At 68.7% G+C, this 14,693-nt stretch carries 19 protein-coding genes; 12 read left to right on the top strand and 7 right to left on the bottom strand.

From position 1 onward, the window contains the following. Nucleotides 1-65: 65 nt before the first annotated feature. From secF to EV668_RS13795, 6 genes are all read left to right on the top strand, one after another. Complete coding sequence (gene secF, locus EV668_RS13820; protein ID WP_133772027.1) at nt 66-971, top strand: protein translocase subunit SecF; 906 nt, start codon at nt 66-68, stop codon at nt 969-971. Nucleotides 972-978: 7 nt separating this feature from the next. Continuing rightward, nucleotides 979-1,371, top strand: a complete 393-nt coding sequence (locus EV668_RS13815) for an Mth938-like domain-containing protein (RefSeq protein ID WP_133770964.1) — start codon at nt 979-981, stop codon at nt 1,369-1,371. A gap of 111 nt (nt 1,372-1,482) precedes the next feature. Next, nucleotides 1,483-2,334, top strand: a complete 852-nt coding sequence (locus EV668_RS13810) for a phytoene/squalene synthase family protein (protein ID WP_133770962.1) — start codon at nt 1,483-1,485, stop codon at nt 2,332-2,334. 226 nt (nt 2,335-2,560) lie between these two features. After that, the gene (locus tag EV668_RS13805) at nt 2,561-3,244 is read left to right on the top strand and encodes a GntR family transcriptional regulator (protein ID WP_133770960.1); all 684 of its coding nucleotides are present in this window, start codon (nt 2,561-2,563) and stop codon (nt 3,242-3,244) included. 49 nt (nt 3,245-3,293) lie between these two features. Then, entirely contained in the window at nt 3,294-4,094 is an 801-nt protein-coding gene (locus tag EV668_RS13800) for a phytanoyl-CoA dioxygenase family protein (RefSeq protein WP_133770958.1), read from the top strand. A gap of 89 nt (nt 4,095-4,183) precedes the next feature. Next, nucleotides 4,184-4,978 carry an SDR family NAD(P)-dependent oxidoreductase gene (locus tag EV668_RS13795; RefSeq protein ID WP_208111556.1) on the top strand — a complete coding sequence of 265 codons (795 nt, stop codon included), beginning with the start codon at nt 4,184-4,186 and terminating at the stop codon, nt 4,976-4,978. 65 nt (nt 4,979-5,043) lie between these two features. Here EV668_RS13795 and EV668_RS13790 read toward each other — a convergent pair whose 3' ends face one another. The 3 genes from EV668_RS13790 to EV668_RS13780 form a co-directional block, all read right to left on the bottom strand. After that, complete coding sequence (locus tag EV668_RS13790) at nt 5,044-5,427, bottom strand: MmcQ/YjbR family DNA-binding protein (RefSeq protein ID WP_133770956.1); 384 nt, start codon at nt 5,425-5,427, stop codon at nt 5,044-5,046. Nucleotides 5,428-5,439: 12 nt separating this feature from the next. After that, entirely contained in the window at nt 5,440-6,858 is a 1,419-nt protein-coding gene (gene trmFO, locus EV668_RS13785; RefSeq protein ID WP_133770954.1) for a methylenetetrahydrofolate--tRNA-(uracil(54)-C(5))-methyltransferase (FADH(2)-oxidizing) TrmFO, read from the bottom strand. An 83-nt stretch (nt 6,859-6,941) separates the two neighbouring features. After that, complete coding sequence (locus EV668_RS13780) at nt 6,942-7,091, bottom strand: DUF1127 domain-containing protein (RefSeq protein WP_133770952.1); 150 nt, start codon at nt 7,089-7,091, stop codon at nt 6,942-6,944. Between the two features lie 335 nt (nt 7,092-7,426). Here EV668_RS13780 and EV668_RS13775 point away from each other — a divergent pair, with 335 nt between their 5' ends. From EV668_RS13775 to EV668_RS13765, 3 genes are all read left to right on the top strand, one after another. Beyond that, nucleotides 7,427-8,302: an ATP-binding protein gene (locus EV668_RS13775; RefSeq protein WP_133770949.1), complete on the top strand. Its 876-nt coding sequence runs from the start codon at nt 7,427-7,429 to the stop codon at nt 8,300-8,302. Nucleotides 8,303-8,366: 64 nt separating this feature from the next. After that, on the top strand, nt 8,367-8,789 hold the full coding sequence (locus EV668_RS13770) for an MbcA/ParS/Xre antitoxin family protein (protein WP_133770947.1): 423 nt from the start codon (nt 8,367-8,369) through the stop codon (nt 8,787-8,789). Next, nucleotides 8,783-9,475 (top strand): RES family NAD+ phosphorylase, encoded by a 693-nt coding sequence (locus EV668_RS13765; protein WP_133770945.1) that lies wholly within the window; start codon nt 8,783-8,785, stop codon nt 9,473-9,475. Before EV668_RS13770 ends, EV668_RS13765 begins: the two co-directional genes overlap by 7 nt. Before the next feature lie 3 nt (nt 9,476-9,478). Here the strand turns inward: EV668_RS13765 and EV668_RS13760 are convergent, their stop codons facing one another. From EV668_RS13760 to EV668_RS13745, 4 genes are all read right to left on the bottom strand, one after another. Further along, nucleotides 9,479-10,102, bottom strand: coding sequence for a uracil-DNA glycosylase family protein (locus EV668_RS13760; RefSeq protein WP_208111555.1), 624 nt, complete (start codon nt 10,100-10,102; stop codon nt 9,479-9,481). Further along, complete coding sequence (locus tag EV668_RS13755) at nt 10,095-10,838, bottom strand: MBL fold metallo-hydrolase (protein WP_166652463.1); 744 nt, start codon at nt 10,836-10,838, stop codon at nt 10,095-10,097. The genes EV668_RS13760 and EV668_RS13755 overlap by 8 nt, the downstream gene beginning before the upstream one ends. Before the next feature lies 1 nt (nt 10,839). Beyond that, nucleotides 10,840-11,451: a glutathione S-transferase family protein gene (locus EV668_RS13750; protein ID WP_133770939.1), complete on the bottom strand. Its 612-nt coding sequence runs from the start codon at nt 11,449-11,451 to the stop codon at nt 10,840-10,842. A gap of 98 nt (nt 11,452-11,549) precedes the next feature. Beyond that, the gene (locus EV668_RS13745) at nt 11,550-12,023 is read right to left on the bottom strand and encodes a thermonuclease family protein (RefSeq protein WP_133770937.1); all 474 of its coding nucleotides are present in this window, start codon (nt 12,021-12,023) and stop codon (nt 11,550-11,552) included. Between the two features lie 133 nt (nt 12,024-12,156). On the opposite strand from EV668_RS13745, the gene EV668_RS13740 reads away from it, so the two are divergent. The 3 genes from EV668_RS13740 to EV668_RS13730 all read left to right on the top strand — a co-directional run bounded on the left by EV668_RS13740 (nt 12,157) and on the right by EV668_RS13730 (nt 14,691). After that, nucleotides 12,157-13,677, top strand: a complete 1,521-nt coding sequence (locus tag EV668_RS13740) for a sensor histidine kinase (RefSeq protein WP_133770935.1) — start codon at nt 12,157-12,159, stop codon at nt 13,675-13,677. Between the two features lie 87 nt (nt 13,678-13,764). After that, a complete protein-coding gene (locus EV668_RS13735; RefSeq protein ID WP_133770933.1) occupies nt 13,765-13,986 on the top strand; it encodes a DUF1289 domain-containing protein in 222 nt (73 codons plus the stop codon). A gap of 3 nt (nt 13,987-13,989) precedes the next feature. Continuing rightward, nucleotides 13,990-14,691: a retropepsin-like aspartic protease family protein gene (locus tag EV668_RS13730; protein ID WP_133770931.1), complete on the top strand. Its 702-nt coding sequence runs from the start codon at nt 13,990-13,992 to the stop codon at nt 14,689-14,691. The last annotated feature ends 2 nt before the right edge of the window (nt 14,692-14,693 follow it).

The raw sequence follows: 14,693 nt of genomic DNA, 5'->3' as shown, positions 1-14,693 counted from the left end.
GGACGTTGCGCCTCCCCCGTCTCTACCCCCTGCGCCTCTGGCCTGATGAAAGTCATTTCGACTTCATGCGGCTGCGACACATCTCGCTGCCGTTCTCGGCCGCGATCTCGGTCGCGGTCATCGCCATCTTCCTGATCTTCGGCCTGAATTACGGGGTCGATTTCAAGGGCGGCACGCTCATCGAGATGCAGCCGCAGAGCGCCGAGCAGCGCGTGCCGGTGGCGACCGTGCGCGACAAGGCCAATTCCTTCGGCTACGGCGAAGTCGAGGTGCAGGAATTCGGCAATGACGGCGGCGTGTCGCTGCGCTTTCCGATCCAGCCGGGCGGCGAGGCGGCGCAGGGCGTCGTCGTCGAAAAGGCGCGGGCGGAATTCGGCGCGGGCTATTCGTTCGAGCGCGTCGAGACCGTCGGGCCGCGCGTCTCGGGCGAACTCGTCCAGTCGGGCACGATCGGGGTCATCCTCGCCGTCCTCGCGGTTCTGGTCTACCTCTGGTTCCGTTTCGAGCGCGAACTCGCCATCGCCGCCATCATCGGCACGCTGCACGACATCGTCCTGACGATCGGCTTCTTCGTGATCACGCGGCACGAGTTCAACATGACCTCGATCGCCGCGATCCTGACCATCGTCGGCTATTCGCTGAACGAGACGGTCGTGGTCTTCGACCGCACGCGCGAGCTCCTGCGGCGATACAAGACCATGCCGACCATCGAGCTGCTGAACCTCTCGATCAACACCACGATGTCGCGCACGGCCATCACCTCGATGACGACGATCCTGTCGCTGGTCGCACTCGTCTGGTTCGGCGGACGCGCGATCGAAGGCTTCGCTCAGGTCATGCTGGCCGGCGTCTTCATCTGCACCTATTCGGCCATCTTCATCTCGACGCCGACGCTCATCTATATCGGGGTCAGGGTCGCTCAGCGCCGTCAGGCGCAGGAGGGCCGAGGCGTGCCGCAGCCGGCGGAATAGCGCCGGCATGGCCGGGGACGCGCCCGAGACGCTGGCCGGCTTCGTCCCCGGCCGGCACGGCATCGACGCCTATGGCCGGGGCGGCTTCCGTTTCGCGGGCATGTCGCATCGGGGCTCGATCCTGATCCTGCCCTCCGGCATCCGGGCCTGGCCGGTCACGGATGGCCGGGCCATCGGACGCGGCGACCTCGCCCCGGTCCTGCGGGAGATGCCGCCGATCGAGTTTCTTCTGATCGGGACGGGGCTCGACATCGTCCGGCTGCCGGACGCGTTCCGGCGTCCCTTCCGGGAAGCCGGGATTTCGGTCGACACGATGCAGACAGGCGCCGCCGCCCGCACCTACAACGTCCTTCTCGCCGAGGACCGACGCGTCGGGGCCGCTCTGATCGCGGTCGACTAGAGCATGCTGGCGACGGGCCGAGCCGCTCGTCCGGTCGCTGCATGCGTCCACACTGACTTGGAGCGCGCCGTCGTATCGACGATGTGACGGCACAGCGCAGGGGCTCCGGCCTTGGACCACGATCTCGACGCCGCGACGTCCCACTGCCTCTCGCTTCTGCGCGAGCACGATCGCGACCGCTACTGGAGCGTCCTGCTGGCGCCGGCCTCCGCTCGCGGGGGCCTCGCCGCGCTCTACGCCTTCTCGGTGGAGATCGCGCGGGTGCGCGAGGCCGTCTCGGCGCCGATGCCGGGCGAGATCCGCCTGCAATGGTGGCGGGACGCCATCGCGGGCGAGGCGCGCGGTGACGTGGACGCGCATCCTGTCGCACTCGCGATCCGCCGCACGATCGAGGCCTTCTCGCTTCCGCGTCAGGCCTTCCTCGACATGATCGACGCCCGCGTCTTCGACCTCTACGACGATCCGATGCCGAGCCTGCCGGATCTCGAGGGCTATCTCGGCGAGACCTCCTCGGCCCTCATGCGTCTTGCGGGCCTCGTCCTCGCGGGCGGGACGGATCCCGGCTTCGCCGATGCCGCGGGCCATGCCGGCCTCGCCTACGGCCTGACGGGGCTGCTGCGGGCCCTCCCCTGGCATGCCCGGGACGGTCGTCTCGTCCTGCCCAAGGACGTGCTCGACCGCTATGGCGTGACCCGCGACGACATCGTCCGCGGAAGGGGCGGCCCCGGTGTCGTCCAGAGCCTCGCGGTGCTCCGGGCCGTGGCGCGCGACCAGGACCGGCAGGCCCGCGCGCTGCTGAAGCCCCTGCCGAAGCCGCTTCGCGCCGCCTTCCTTCCGCTCGCTCTCGTGCCCGCCGACCTCGCCGAACTGGACGCGGCCGCCGATCCGCTCGCCGTCACGCCCGAAAGGCCGGCCTGGAAGGCGATCTGGCGCCTCTGGCGAGCCCGGCAGAGCGGGTTCTGACGGGGCATCCGGTTGCTCCTCGGACGGAATGTCGGGAGCGCGCCGAGTTCCACCTTCGTCATTCATCGCGGTGACGCCGGTCACGGGGTCCGTTCAGACAGCGGCTGGCCGCGGCGTCGATCCCGAGGCGCGGCGTCTTGAACCACCGAGCCCAGCAGAAACAGGGCGGCCTTGCTCCGGCGGAAATATTCGAATACGAATTCGGAATTCCGAATTCGGCACGCCGATGCAACCGCTCCCCTCCGCCCCCATCCTCGTCGATCAGGTCTATCGGAGGCTGATGACGGCGATCGCGGATCGCACCCTCCCCCCCGGTCGTCGGATCCGCCAGGGCGAACTCGCCGAATCGCTGGGGGTGTCCCGCCAGCCCATCAGCCACGCATTGCAGCTGCTGAAGCACCAGGGGCTGGTCCGGGAATCCGGGCGCCAGGGGCTCGAGGTGGCCCCGATGGATCCCGACCGGATCCGGCATCTCTACCGCGTCCGCTCCGCGCTCGACGAGCTGTCCGCGCGCGACGCTGCGGAGCGCGTCGCCGCCGGGGACAGCACCGCGAGCGAGCGGGCCGACCTCGCCGCCATCGTCGCGAAGGGCAGCGCCTTCGACCCCGACATCCCGCTTCCGGTCCTCGTCCAGGCCGATGTCGATTTTCACCAGCGCCTCTACGCCATGTCCAGCAACCCGGTCGTGATCGAGATCCTCGATCCGCAATGGCCGCATCTGCGGCGCTCGATGCTGACCGTGCTGGAAGGCGGCTCGTATCGCAGGCGGGCCTGGGAGGAACATGCCGAGATCGCCCGCCTCGTCCTTGCCGGCGACGCCGAGGCGGCGAGCCGAGCCTCGCGCCGTCATGCCGAGATCGCGGGCGAAGAGACCGCGCTCCGCCTCAAGGGGGAGGCTGCGACCGATTGAGCAGAAGGCGGCATCACCAACAATCGCCGCCAAAACAGGGAGAGAAACGATGAAACTCAGTGCCGAACAGATGGAGCAGTTCGAGAAGGAAGGCTACATCTTCATTCCCGAAGCCTTCTCGCCCGAGGAGGTCGAGGTGATGCGCCAGGCGGCGCTCGACATCTTCGCCAAGCCCCGGCAGGAAATCTGGCTCGAGAAGTCGGGCGTGCCGCGCACCGCCTTCGCCTGCCACACCTACAACGACGTCTTCCGCATCGTCGCCGCGCATCCGCGCCTCGTCGAGCCGGTCGAGCAGGTCTTCGGCGAACAATGCTACGTCCACCAGTTCAAGGTGAACGCGAAATCAGCCTTCTCGGGCGATGTCTGGCAATGGCACCAGGATTTCGTGACCTGGCATAACGACGACGGCATGCCCGAGCCGCGCGCGATGAACATCTCGATCTTCCTCGACGACGTGCTGCCGATCAACGGGCCGCTGATGCTGGTGCCGCGGTCGCAGAACAACGGCGCCATCGAATCCGGCCACGACACCAAGACCACCGCCTATCCGCTCTGGACGCTCGACAACGACACGGTGGCGCGGCTCGTCGACGAGGGCGGCATCGTCGCGCCGACCGGCAAGGCGGGCGGCCTCCTGATGTTCCACGGCAACCTGGTGCACGGCTCCTCGGGCAACATCACGCCCTATCCGCGCAAGATCGTTTACCTGACGCTCTCCGCGCTCTCGAACGCGATCACCAAGCCGACGCGGCCGGACTGGATCGCCCATCGCGACTTCACCCCGCTCGGCGGCGTGGCCGACGACGCGCTCCTCGCCTATCGCGACAGCCGGAAGATGGCGGCCGAATAGGCCGCTCTCTCCCGCCGAGCAGGATCCCGGCCGGGGCGTCGCGCGAGCGGCTCCCCGGCCGCACCATGTCTGAAGGGAAGAATGTCGTCGTGGGGCGGATGGATGGAAAGGTCGTGCTCGTCGCGGGCGCGGGCTCGTCGGGGCCGGGCTGGGGCAACGGCAAGGCGGCCGCGGTCCTCTATGCGAGGGAGGGTGCGCGCGTCCTCGCGGCCGACCGCTCGCTGAAGGCGGCCGACGAGACGCGCGACATCATCCGCGGCGAGGGCGGGACCTGCGAGGCCTTCGCGGCCGATGTGTCGCGAAGCGCCGATTGCGCGGCGATGGTCGCCGCCTGCGTCGCGGCCTATGGCCGGCTCGACGTGCTCCACAACAATGTCGGCATCGCCGAGACGGGCGGACCGGTCGAGGCGAGCGAAGAGAGCTGGAACCGGGTCATCGCGGTCAACCAGACGAGCGTCTTCCTGACCTGCAAACACGCTCTGCCCGTGCTTCTGGGGGGCGGAGGCGGCGCCATCGTGAACATCGCCTCGGTCGCGGCGATCCGCTGGATCGGCTTCCCCTATCTCGCCTACAGCGCCTCGAAGGCGGCCATCGTCGCCATGACGCAGAACATGGCGGTCCAGTATGCGCCGGACCGCATCCGCGTGAACTGCGTCCTGCCGGGCCTGATGGACACGCCGATGATCCGCGAGCCGCTCACGGCGAATTACGGCGGCGATGTCGAGACGATGATCGCGACCCGCAACGCCCAGGTGCCGACGGGCCGGATGGGCGACGGCTGGGACACGGCTCATGCCGCGCTCTTCCTCGCCTCCGACGAGGCCCGCTACATCACCGGCGCGCAGCTCGTCGTCGACGGCGGCTTCACGCTGCGGGCGGCCTGAAGCGCCGCAATCCTGTCGGCAGCACGATCATCCCCTTCCTCATGCCGAGATGCGTGCCGATCGTCTCAGGATGAGGAGCGCGGGGAATCTTCCGGAAGGCCGAGACGCCGCCTCGCCGGCTTCGACAGCTTCCGGACGATCAGCCGGTGGGATTCGGCGAGATAGTCGCGCAGCGCGGCGTCATCCATGCTTTCCATGGAAAACCGCTGGATCCAGATCAGGCCGCGCGAGGCGAGGTAGGGAGCCGGCCGCAGGCCGGGCTCTTCGGAGAGGAGACGGAAAGCGATCTCCGAGCACTTGAACGAGACGGCGATGTCGTCGCCTTCGATGGGGCGGGCGAGCGCGAAGACCTTGCCGCCGACCTTCCAGACATGCGCCCCGCCCCATTGGACGACGGATGTCGTGGCGGGCAGGCCCGCACAGAAGGCGTCGTATTCCTCGATCGTCACGGCTGCGCGCCGCTACTCGGCGGCATCCCGCGCAGCCGGCTCGTCGAGCCAGGCCGAGAAATCGGCGCGGGCGCGGTCGGTCAGGGCGCGTTTGCGCGCGAGCGCCTTCTCGCTGCCCCGGAGCCTCTTGCCGCCCTCCCCCTTGGGGGCGCTGGCGAGCGGCGGGAAGAGGCCGAAATTGACGTTCATCGGCTGGAAGGAGCGTGGCCCGCCGCCCTCCTCCTCGGCCGCGAGATGGCCGCCGGTGATGTGGCGCACGAGCGCGCCGAAGGCCGTCGTCGCGGGCGGCAGCGCGAAGGGCGTGCCGAGCCGCTCGGCCGCCGCGAAGCGTCCCGCCATCAGGCCTACGGCCGCGCTCTCGACATAGCCCTCGCAGCCCGTGATCTGGCCCGCGAAGCGCAGGCGCGGCAGAGCCTTCAGGCGCAGCTCGCCGTCGAGGAGCTTCGGCGAATTGAGATAGGTGTTGCGGTGGAGCCCGCCGAGACGGGCGAACTCGGCCTGTTCCAGACCCGGAATGGTGCGGAAGATCCGCACCTGCTCGCCGTGTTTCAGCTTCGTCTGGAAGCCCACCATGTTGAACAGCGTGCCGAGGGCGTTGTCCTGGCGCAGCTGGACGATCGCATAGGCCTTGACCTCGGGATCGTGAGGGTTGGTGAGCCCGACAGGCTTCATCGGCCCCCAGCGCAGGGTCTCGGCGCCGCGCTCGGCCATGACCTCGATCGGCAGGCAGCCGTCGAAATAGGGGGTCGACGCCTCCCATTCCTTGAACGAGGTCTTCTCGCCCTCGACGAGCGCGGCGACGAAGGCCTCGTATTGCGCGCGGTCGAGCGGGCAATTGAGATAGTCGGCGCCCGTCCCGCCCGGCCCCGCCTTGTCGTAGCGCGACTGGAACCAGGCCTTTCCGAGATCGATCGAGTCGCGGTGGATGATGGGGGCGATCGCGTCGAAGAAGGCGAGTTCGCCCTCCCCCGTCACCTCGCGGATCGCCTCTGCCAGGGCCGAGGAGGTCAGCGGCCCCGATGCGACGATGGTCGAGCCCCATTCGGCCGGGGGCAGGCCCGCGACCTCGCCGCGCTCGATCGTGATGCGCGGATGGGCGGCCAGCGCGGCGGTCACGGCCTCGGAGAAGCCGTCCCGATCGACCGCGAGGGCTCCGCCCGCCGGGACCTGGTTCCGGTCCGCCTCGCGCATGATCAGCGAGCCGAGACGCCGCATCTCCTGATGCAGGAGCCCGACGGCATTGGTCTGCGCATCGTCCGAGCGGAAGGAATTCGAGCAGACGAGTTCGGCGAGGCCGTCCGTCTTGTGGGCCTCGGTCCCGCGATCGGGACGCATCTCGTGGAGGACGACACTCGCCCCCGCCTCGGCCGCCTGCCAGGCAGCCTCCGATCCCGCGAGCCCGCCCCCGACGATATGAACAGCGTCCGTCATCCGCCTCGCCTATCCCAAGCATGGTCCGGACGCAAAAACGCCCGCCGGAGGCGGGCGTTCATCTGCCTCGAAGAACCATCGTCTCAGGCGGCGTGACGGGCGAGGTTCTCGATCTCGGTGCGGGCGATGCCGATATCCTCGAGCTCGCGATCCGTCAGACGCGACAGCTCGCGCACGGTCTCGCGGTACCGGAGGTACGCACGGATCTTGGCCATAACAAGCGAGGTGAACATGATCTCTCTCGTGGGAACCAGCGGCGTCCCATGACCCGCTGTATTGTGCGATGCATATAGATCGATCAGGACCTGCTCACAAACGCTGCTTTCGATCCTCAGCCATGCACATGATGCATATCAACTTCATCAATCAGCAATAATTCCAGACAGATCAGCCGTAAGCCATGCTTTGAGCGCGCGCCATTCGAGCCGAAATGAGGCGCCGGCTGCCCAAATCGGGTGCGCTGCAACACAGATCGCCGTCGGCTGCGATCACGGTCTTGCCGGGTTCGCAGACCTTCCCTCCGCGCCCCGATCCCCTCTATGAGCGGGGCATGAACGCGGAACGACTCATGACCGGCTTGCTGGACCCCGATTGCAGACCTCTCCTGATCCGGATCGCAGAGGCCCTTGAACGACTTGCGCCGCCGGCCTCCGCCCGCCTCGCGATCGATGCCGCGGACGCCTTCGTGTGGCATGCGGCCGAACGCCGCCTCGCGCCCGTGCCCAAGGTCAACCGGGTCGAGATGACGCTGCTGCGCGGCATCGACCGGATGCGCGACACGCTCGTCGCCAACACGGAGCGCTTTGCCCGCGGCCTTCCGGCCAATAACGCGCTGCTCTGGGGCGCGCGCGGCATGGGCAAGTCCTCGCTGGTCAAGGCCGTCCATGCCGAGGTGAACGAAGGAGCGGACCGGCCCGAGCGGCCGCTGAAGCTCATCGAGATCCATCGCGAGGATATCGAGACGCTGCCGGACCTGATGAGCCAGCTGCGGGACGACCCGCACCGCTTCATCATTTTCTGCGACGACCTGTCCTTCGATGCGGACGACACGTCCTACAAGTCCCTGAAGGCGGTGCTGGAAGGCGGCATCGAGGGACGGCCGGAGAACGTGATCTTCTACGCGACCTCGAACCGCCGCCACCTGCTGCCGCGCGACATGATGGAGAACGAGCGCTCGACGGCGATTAATCCCGGCGAGGCCGTCGAGGAGAAGGTCTCGCTGTCCGACCGCTTCGGTCTCTGGCTCGGCTTCCACAAATGCAGCCAGGACGAATATCTCGAGATGGTGTTCGGCTACGCGGACCGGTTCGGCCTCGCCGACGACAAGGACGCCCTGCGGCGCGACTCCCTCGAATGGGCGACGACCCGCGGCGCCCGGTCGGGCCGCACCGCCTGGCAGTTCATCCAGGACCTGGCCGGCCGACAGGGCAAGGTTCTCGCCTGACTGATCGACATTTGGCGATATCCGATCTATATATCGCCAAATGTCGCCCATAGGGACGCACCGCATGGCCTCCGCCAGCATTGCCCCGATCCCGATCCGGCCGTCCCCTGATCCGGCCGGTCGCGTCACCGCCGAGGAGGCCCGCGCGATGCTGCGGGCGGTCATGAATCTCTTCGAGCGCTGGCGGCTGTCGAACGCCGACCGCCTGGTCCTTCTCGGATCGCCGAGCGAGCGGACCTTCCAGCGCTGGCGCAAGGGGGAGATCGGCCCGCTCTCCGTCGACACCATCCACCGCCTCGGCGATCTCCTCGGGATCCACAAGGCGCTGCGCTACATGTTCACCGATGTCGAGCGCGGCTATGCCTGGATCGGACGGCCGAACGAGGCCTTCGGCGGCCGCTCCGCGCTCGACGTGATGCGGCAGGGCGCGCCCGCCGACATCGCCCGGATCCGCGCCTATCTCGACGCCGAACGGGGCGGATGGTGACGAGCAAGCTCGCCTGGACCCCGGCCTACCGCATCATCCGCACGATCTACCCGCCCGTCGACCTCTTCGAGGACATCGCCGACCCTGCCGATTGGGAGCTGCTGGCCGAGGCGGAAGCGAAGCTCAACCCCCGCATCCGGGACGAGATCGGCAATCTCGCCCTCGTTCCGCCGGCCCGCCGCATCTCCGGTCCGACGGCCTCGATCGTCATGGGAGCCTTCACCCATGTCTCCCCCGACCGGGACAGCCGCTTCAGCGACGGCTCGTACGGGGTCTGGTATTGTGGGGACAGCCTCGAGGTCGCTCTCGCCGAGACGGCCTATCACTTCCAGCTTTTCATGCGGCGCACGGCCGAGCCGCCGGCCGATGCGGATTTCCGCGTCCTCACCTGCGAGGTCGGTGCGGCGATCGTCGATGCGCCGGCCGATTGCCTCGCCGATACGGACTGGCAGCCCGGCCAGCGTTTCGGCCGAGCGATGCGCGCGAACGGAACCGACGGCATCCGCTATCCGAGCCTGCGCTATCCGGAGGGCAAGGCCGCGGCGATCTTCTGGCCGGACTGCCTCACCCTGCCGATCACGCAGAACCAGCAACTGCGCTATCGCTGGAACGGCACGCGCATGACCCACTACCTGCCGCACGGCGCCACGGCCTGGACCATCTGGCCCATCGCCGGCATCACGTGACGCTCAGGCGGCGCTGCGCAACCGCGCGACCTCGGCCCGCAGCACCGGCAGGAGATCCGTCTCGAACCACGAATTTCTCCTGAGCCAGGCGGTGTTGCGCCAGGACGGATGCGGCAGGGGCAGGATGCGAGGCCGGCTCTCCGCCGCGAAGACGCCGCGCCAGCCCCGCATCCGCTCGCCGAGGCCGGGGCCGCGCCCGAGATGGCGGATCTGAGCGTGCAGCCCGATCGGGAGCAGCAACTCGATCCGCGGCAGGAGCGCGAGGAACGGCGCCTGCCAGCGCGGCGCGCATTCCCGCCGCGGCGGCAGGTCGCCGCCGTTCCGGTCGTAGCCCGGAAAGCAGAACCCCATCGGCACGATGGCGACGAGGTCCGGATCGTAGAACGCGGTCTCGTCGAGACCGAGCCAGTCGCGCAGGCGCATGCCGGACGGGTCCTGGAACGGGCGGCCGCTCTGATGGGCGCGGTTTCCCGGCGCCTGGCTCGCGACGAGGATGCGGGCGCGCGAGGTTCCCTGCACGATCGGGCGCGGCTCGTGGGGAAGCGCCGGCCCGTCCGGCTTGTCTCGGCAGATGCGGCAGCCGGCGACGCTGTCCTTCAGAACGACGAAGGGATCTGTCTCAGAAATCGTGGATCAGCCCGTCCCGGGCGATGAGGAGGCCCTCGGCGAGGGCTTCGTCGATCCGCTCCAGCATCGTCTCGCCCATATGGGTGAGCATGATGCTTTTCGCACGCAGACGCTCGCGCTCCTCCAGGATCCGCTGCAGGCTCATATGGGAGACCGGCGTCCCGTAGGGGTGGTAGCACTCGCAGATGAACAGGTCGGCATCCGCGGCGATGCGCGTGAGCGCCTCGGTCCATTCCGTATCGCCCGAATAGGCGAGGAGCCGGCCGCTGGCCGCGATGCGAAGGCCGGTCGCCGGCGCGCCGGAGGGATGGATCACCTCGTGGGACAGGAGCCCGACGCCGTGCCCCGACCAGGGCGTCTCGGTCGGCAGGTCGATCACGGTGAGTTCGAACTTCCAGTCGATCGCCGAGGTTCCAGGATAGAAGATCTCGGAGGCCGCAAGAAGTCTCTCGCGCGTCCCGACGGGACCGACGATCGTCAGCGGGCGCCTCTGCTTGCAGGCGAATTGGCGGAACAGCAGGAGAGCCGGGATCGCGCCGAAATGATCGCCGTGCAGATGGCTCAGAAGGATGACGTCGATCGACCGCGGATCGATCCCGCTGCGCCTCATCTCGACGAGCGAGGTCGCGCCGAAATCGATGGAGACGATCGCCTGCCCCGTCTCCAGCAGGAAGCAGGCATTCGCCCGGCCTCCCGATCCGAAGGCGTCGCCCGAACCGATGATGCGAAGTCTCATGTCAGGCGGCAGCGCTCGGGCGGGCGGCGAGCCGGGCATGCCAGGCCCGGACATTGGCGAGTTCCTCGGGAACGGCGATCTTGGGCAGCCGCATGAAGTCGATGGCGATGAGGCCCGTGATGTCGGCGACCGAGAAATAGTCGCCCAGGATGAAGGTCCGCCCCTCGAGATGCTGGTCGAGCAGGGCGAGGAAGCGCTGCACCCTCGGCCGGTTCGCCTCCGCCCATTCCGGCACCTGCGGCACCTCGAGCTCGGCCATCGCCGGATGCGTATGCCGGAACACGGCGGCGACCCCCATCAGGAGTTCGAATTCGAGCCGCCGCTGCCACATCTCGACAAGTCCGGCCTCGACCGGATCGCGCCCGAACAGAGCAGGCTCCGGCTGGAGCGCCTCGAAATAGCGGCAGATCGCGATCGATTCGGAGATGACCGTGCCGTCGTCCAGGACGAGGCTCGGAATGCGCTGAAGCGGGTTGAGGGCCGTGAAGGCGGCGCTCTGGTGCTCGCGCCTGGCGATGTCGACCTGCTCGAGCGGGACGCTGATCCCCTTCTCGGCGAGAAACACGCGCACGCGGCGCGGGTTGGGCGCCCGGCCTCCGTCGTAGAGCTTCATCGTCTCCGTCCTCCTCCGAAGGGTTGCGCGCGGCCTTCATTGAAAGCCCGGGCCGTCCGAAGCAAGGGCAAATGCCGGCCGACGCGGCCGCTGCGCCCTTACGCGGACGGGCTTCGCGGCTCGTGGCGACGGCGCCAATCGGCGGGGCGCTCGAAGGTGCCGGCCCAGAGCCCGACGCGGGCCTCCCGCGCCGCCCTCTCCTCGGCGTCATAGGCACCGTACGCGACCGCAAGGCCGCGACGCACCATCTCCGCCCCGAGGTCGATGTCGCCGACCGAACAGGTCGCCAGAAGCCGCTCGAACCGGTCGCGGCTCCCTCCCAGGCAGGCGACGGGGCGGCCCGAGATCAGCGCGCGAAGCGCCATCCTCGCCTCCTCGCCGCACGGATATCGGGCGCGATCGCGTTCGCATGTCTGCCGCAGCTCGGGTGCGTCCATGCCCTTGAGCCGGATGCGGCGCCCCGCGACGAGGAGCGTGTCGCCGTCGATCACGACGGGCGAGCCCTCGAGCCGCTCGCCCCGCAACACCGAGGCGAGGCCGAACAGCAGCCCGACGATCGTGAGCGCGGTCACGGCGTCCATCCATCCGATTGTACGCCTCACCCGCACATCGCCTCCTGGTTTCATTGATTCCGGCAGGACAGGATTAACGATTTACCACCATGATGATCGTGTCGGAGTGCGGCCGGCTGGGCGTTGCGTTGTCATGGGCGAACTCACCGCAGAGATGGTGGAGCAGGGGCGGGGACGGTCCCCCGGCCGTGAGCGCCGTCGTCGCCTCGCCCAGGACATGCGGACCGCCCGCGAGAAGCTGACCTCCTCGACGGGTCTCCAGCGCGCCTTCGACTACGAATTCCTGCGGGTCTATGCCGAGCAGCATCGCCGGTCCTCACTCGTGGTCCTCGGCATCGCGGCCGCGATCGCGACCGTTTCGAGCACATGGCTCCCGGCCCCGATGGCGGCGGCCTGGTTCGCCTTCATGTCGGCGGCGATCGGAATCCAGCACAGCCTCTCCCGGGGGTTCGCGGAAGCCGATCCGACGATCGTGTCGCTCGGGACGTGGCGGCGGCGATTCGCCCTCTCCGACCTTCTCCTCGGCGCGATCTGGGCCGCGGCCTTCAAGGAACTGGCCGAGGTCCCGGGCGGGACCTACGGCTTCGCCCTGTTCATGGGCGTGATGGTCGCCGCGACGACGGCCGTCCTGTCGGCTGCGATCCCCATCGCGGTCTATGCCGGCATCACCCCGCTGGCCCTCGTGGCCCTTGGGCTTCTCGGCCTGACGCGCGATTTCGGCTCGGCGATCCTCGCCGTCATGACGTCGGCCGCGCTCGTCTGCTTCATCTTCCTCGGCCACCGGCTCTATGACAGCACGCTGAGTTCGCTGCGCTGGCGCGCAGAGCGGGACCAGATGCTCGTGGAACTCGAGGAGGCCAAGGCCAATTCCGACGAGGCGCGGCGCCGCGCGGAGGAGGCCAATCTCGCCAAGTCCCGCTTCCTCGCGACGATGAGCCACGAGCTCCGGACCCCGCTCAACGCCATCATGGGCTTCTCGGAGGTCATGAAGAACGAGGTCTTCGGGCCTCACTCGAACCCGGCCTACCGGGAATATTCGGGCGACGTCCACGAGAGCGGCCAGCACCTCCTGACGTTGATCAACGAAATCCTCGACCTGTCCCGCATCGAGGCGGGACGCTACGATCTGTCCGAGGAGGCGATCCAGCTCTCCTGGGCCGTCAGCGAAGCGTCCCACATGGTCGCCATGCGCGCCAAGGCGAAGGGCCAGATCATCCGCGACCTGATCGACCCCTCCCTGCCCCGGCTTTGGGCGGACGAGCGCGCCGTGCGCCAGATCGTGCTCAACATCCTCTCGAACGCGATCAAGTTCACGCCGCCGGGCGGAGAGATCGAGATCAAGGTGGGCTGGACCGCCTCGGGCGGGCAATACGTCTCCGTGAAGGATAGCGGGCCCGGCATCCCCGAGGACGAGATCCCGATCGTCATGTCGTCCTTCGGGCGCGGATCGCTCGCCATCAAGACGGCCGAACAGGGCTCGGGGCTCGGCCTTCCGATCGTGAAGGGCCTGATCGACCTCCATGGCGGCGGCTTCCAGATCCGGTCCCGCGCGCGGGAGGGAACGGAGGTCATCGTGACCTTCCCCTCGGCGCGCGTGATCGACGCCCTGCCCGCCGTCGACATCCCGCGCGGCCCCCCTGCCCAGGCCGCCTGACCCGAGGACGGCTGCGTCGGGACGGCAGGGGCGCCGCGCGCGGTCCTCTGCTATGGCGATCCCCGACCCGCTTCCCACATCTGCCCGATGGCCGCCATCTCGTCCCCCTGCATCCGCATCTGCGTCATCGACGAGGCATCGGGCCTGTGCGAGGGCTGCGGGCGGACCCTGGCCGAGATCGCCACCTGGGGAACGATGGCCGAGGCTCATCGCACGGCGCTCATGGCAGACCTGCCGCGCCGTCTGAAGGAGGCGGGGATCACGGAGCGCCCCGCCGCCCCTCCCCGCGCCGCGACCGGGGTCGATTGATCCATGGTCGGTTCCGCCACCGCCCTCGTTCTCGTCTTCGCCGCGAGCGCCGTCCTCGCCTGGGGCGGCCCTGCGATCGCGGGCGTCCCGCCGCGCGAGGCCGTCTCCCTGCTGCTCTTCGGCGCGGTCGCGCTCTGGCTCACCGGCTGGGCCGTCGAGCGTTCCCGCCCGACCCTGCGCGACATGGCCGGCGCGGTCGTGATGTGGGCGATCTTCGTGATCTCCCTCACGGCCGTCTATGTCCGCCGCGACGACGTCTATGACGGCATGCGGAACTTCGTCGAGGAACTCGGCTATGGCCCGCCGGCGGCGATCGTCAGCGAGGGCGGCGAGGTCACGGTCACGCGCCGCCGCGACGGCCATTTCCGCTTCGAGATCGACGTCAACGGCAAGCCGTCGTCCTTCCTGTTCGACACGGGCGCGAGTTCCGTCGTCCTGACCGCGGAGACGGCCGAACTCGTGGGCTTCAAGCCCTCCGACCTCCGTTTCGTCTCGCCCGTCCAGACCGCGAACGGCCGGACCATGACGGCGCCCGTCGTGATCGACCGCCTCGCGATCGGACCGATCATCTTCACGCGCGTCTCGGCGCTCGTCGCGAGACCCGGTCTCCTGACCGACAACCTGCTCGGCCAGAGCGTGCTCGGCCGGCTCGAATCCTACGAGGTGCGCGGCAGCCGGCTCGTCCTGCGCGCCCGGAAGAGCTGAGC

This window comes from Enterovirga rhinocerotis, from assembly GCF_004363955.1.
In the GTDB taxonomy this organism is placed as follows: domain Bacteria; phylum Pseudomonadota; class Alphaproteobacteria; order Rhizobiales; family Beijerinckiaceae; genus Enterovirga; species Enterovirga rhinocerotis.
Note: the sequence above shows the minus strand (reverse complement) of the source record. Positions and strands in the feature narration are given on the sequence as shown.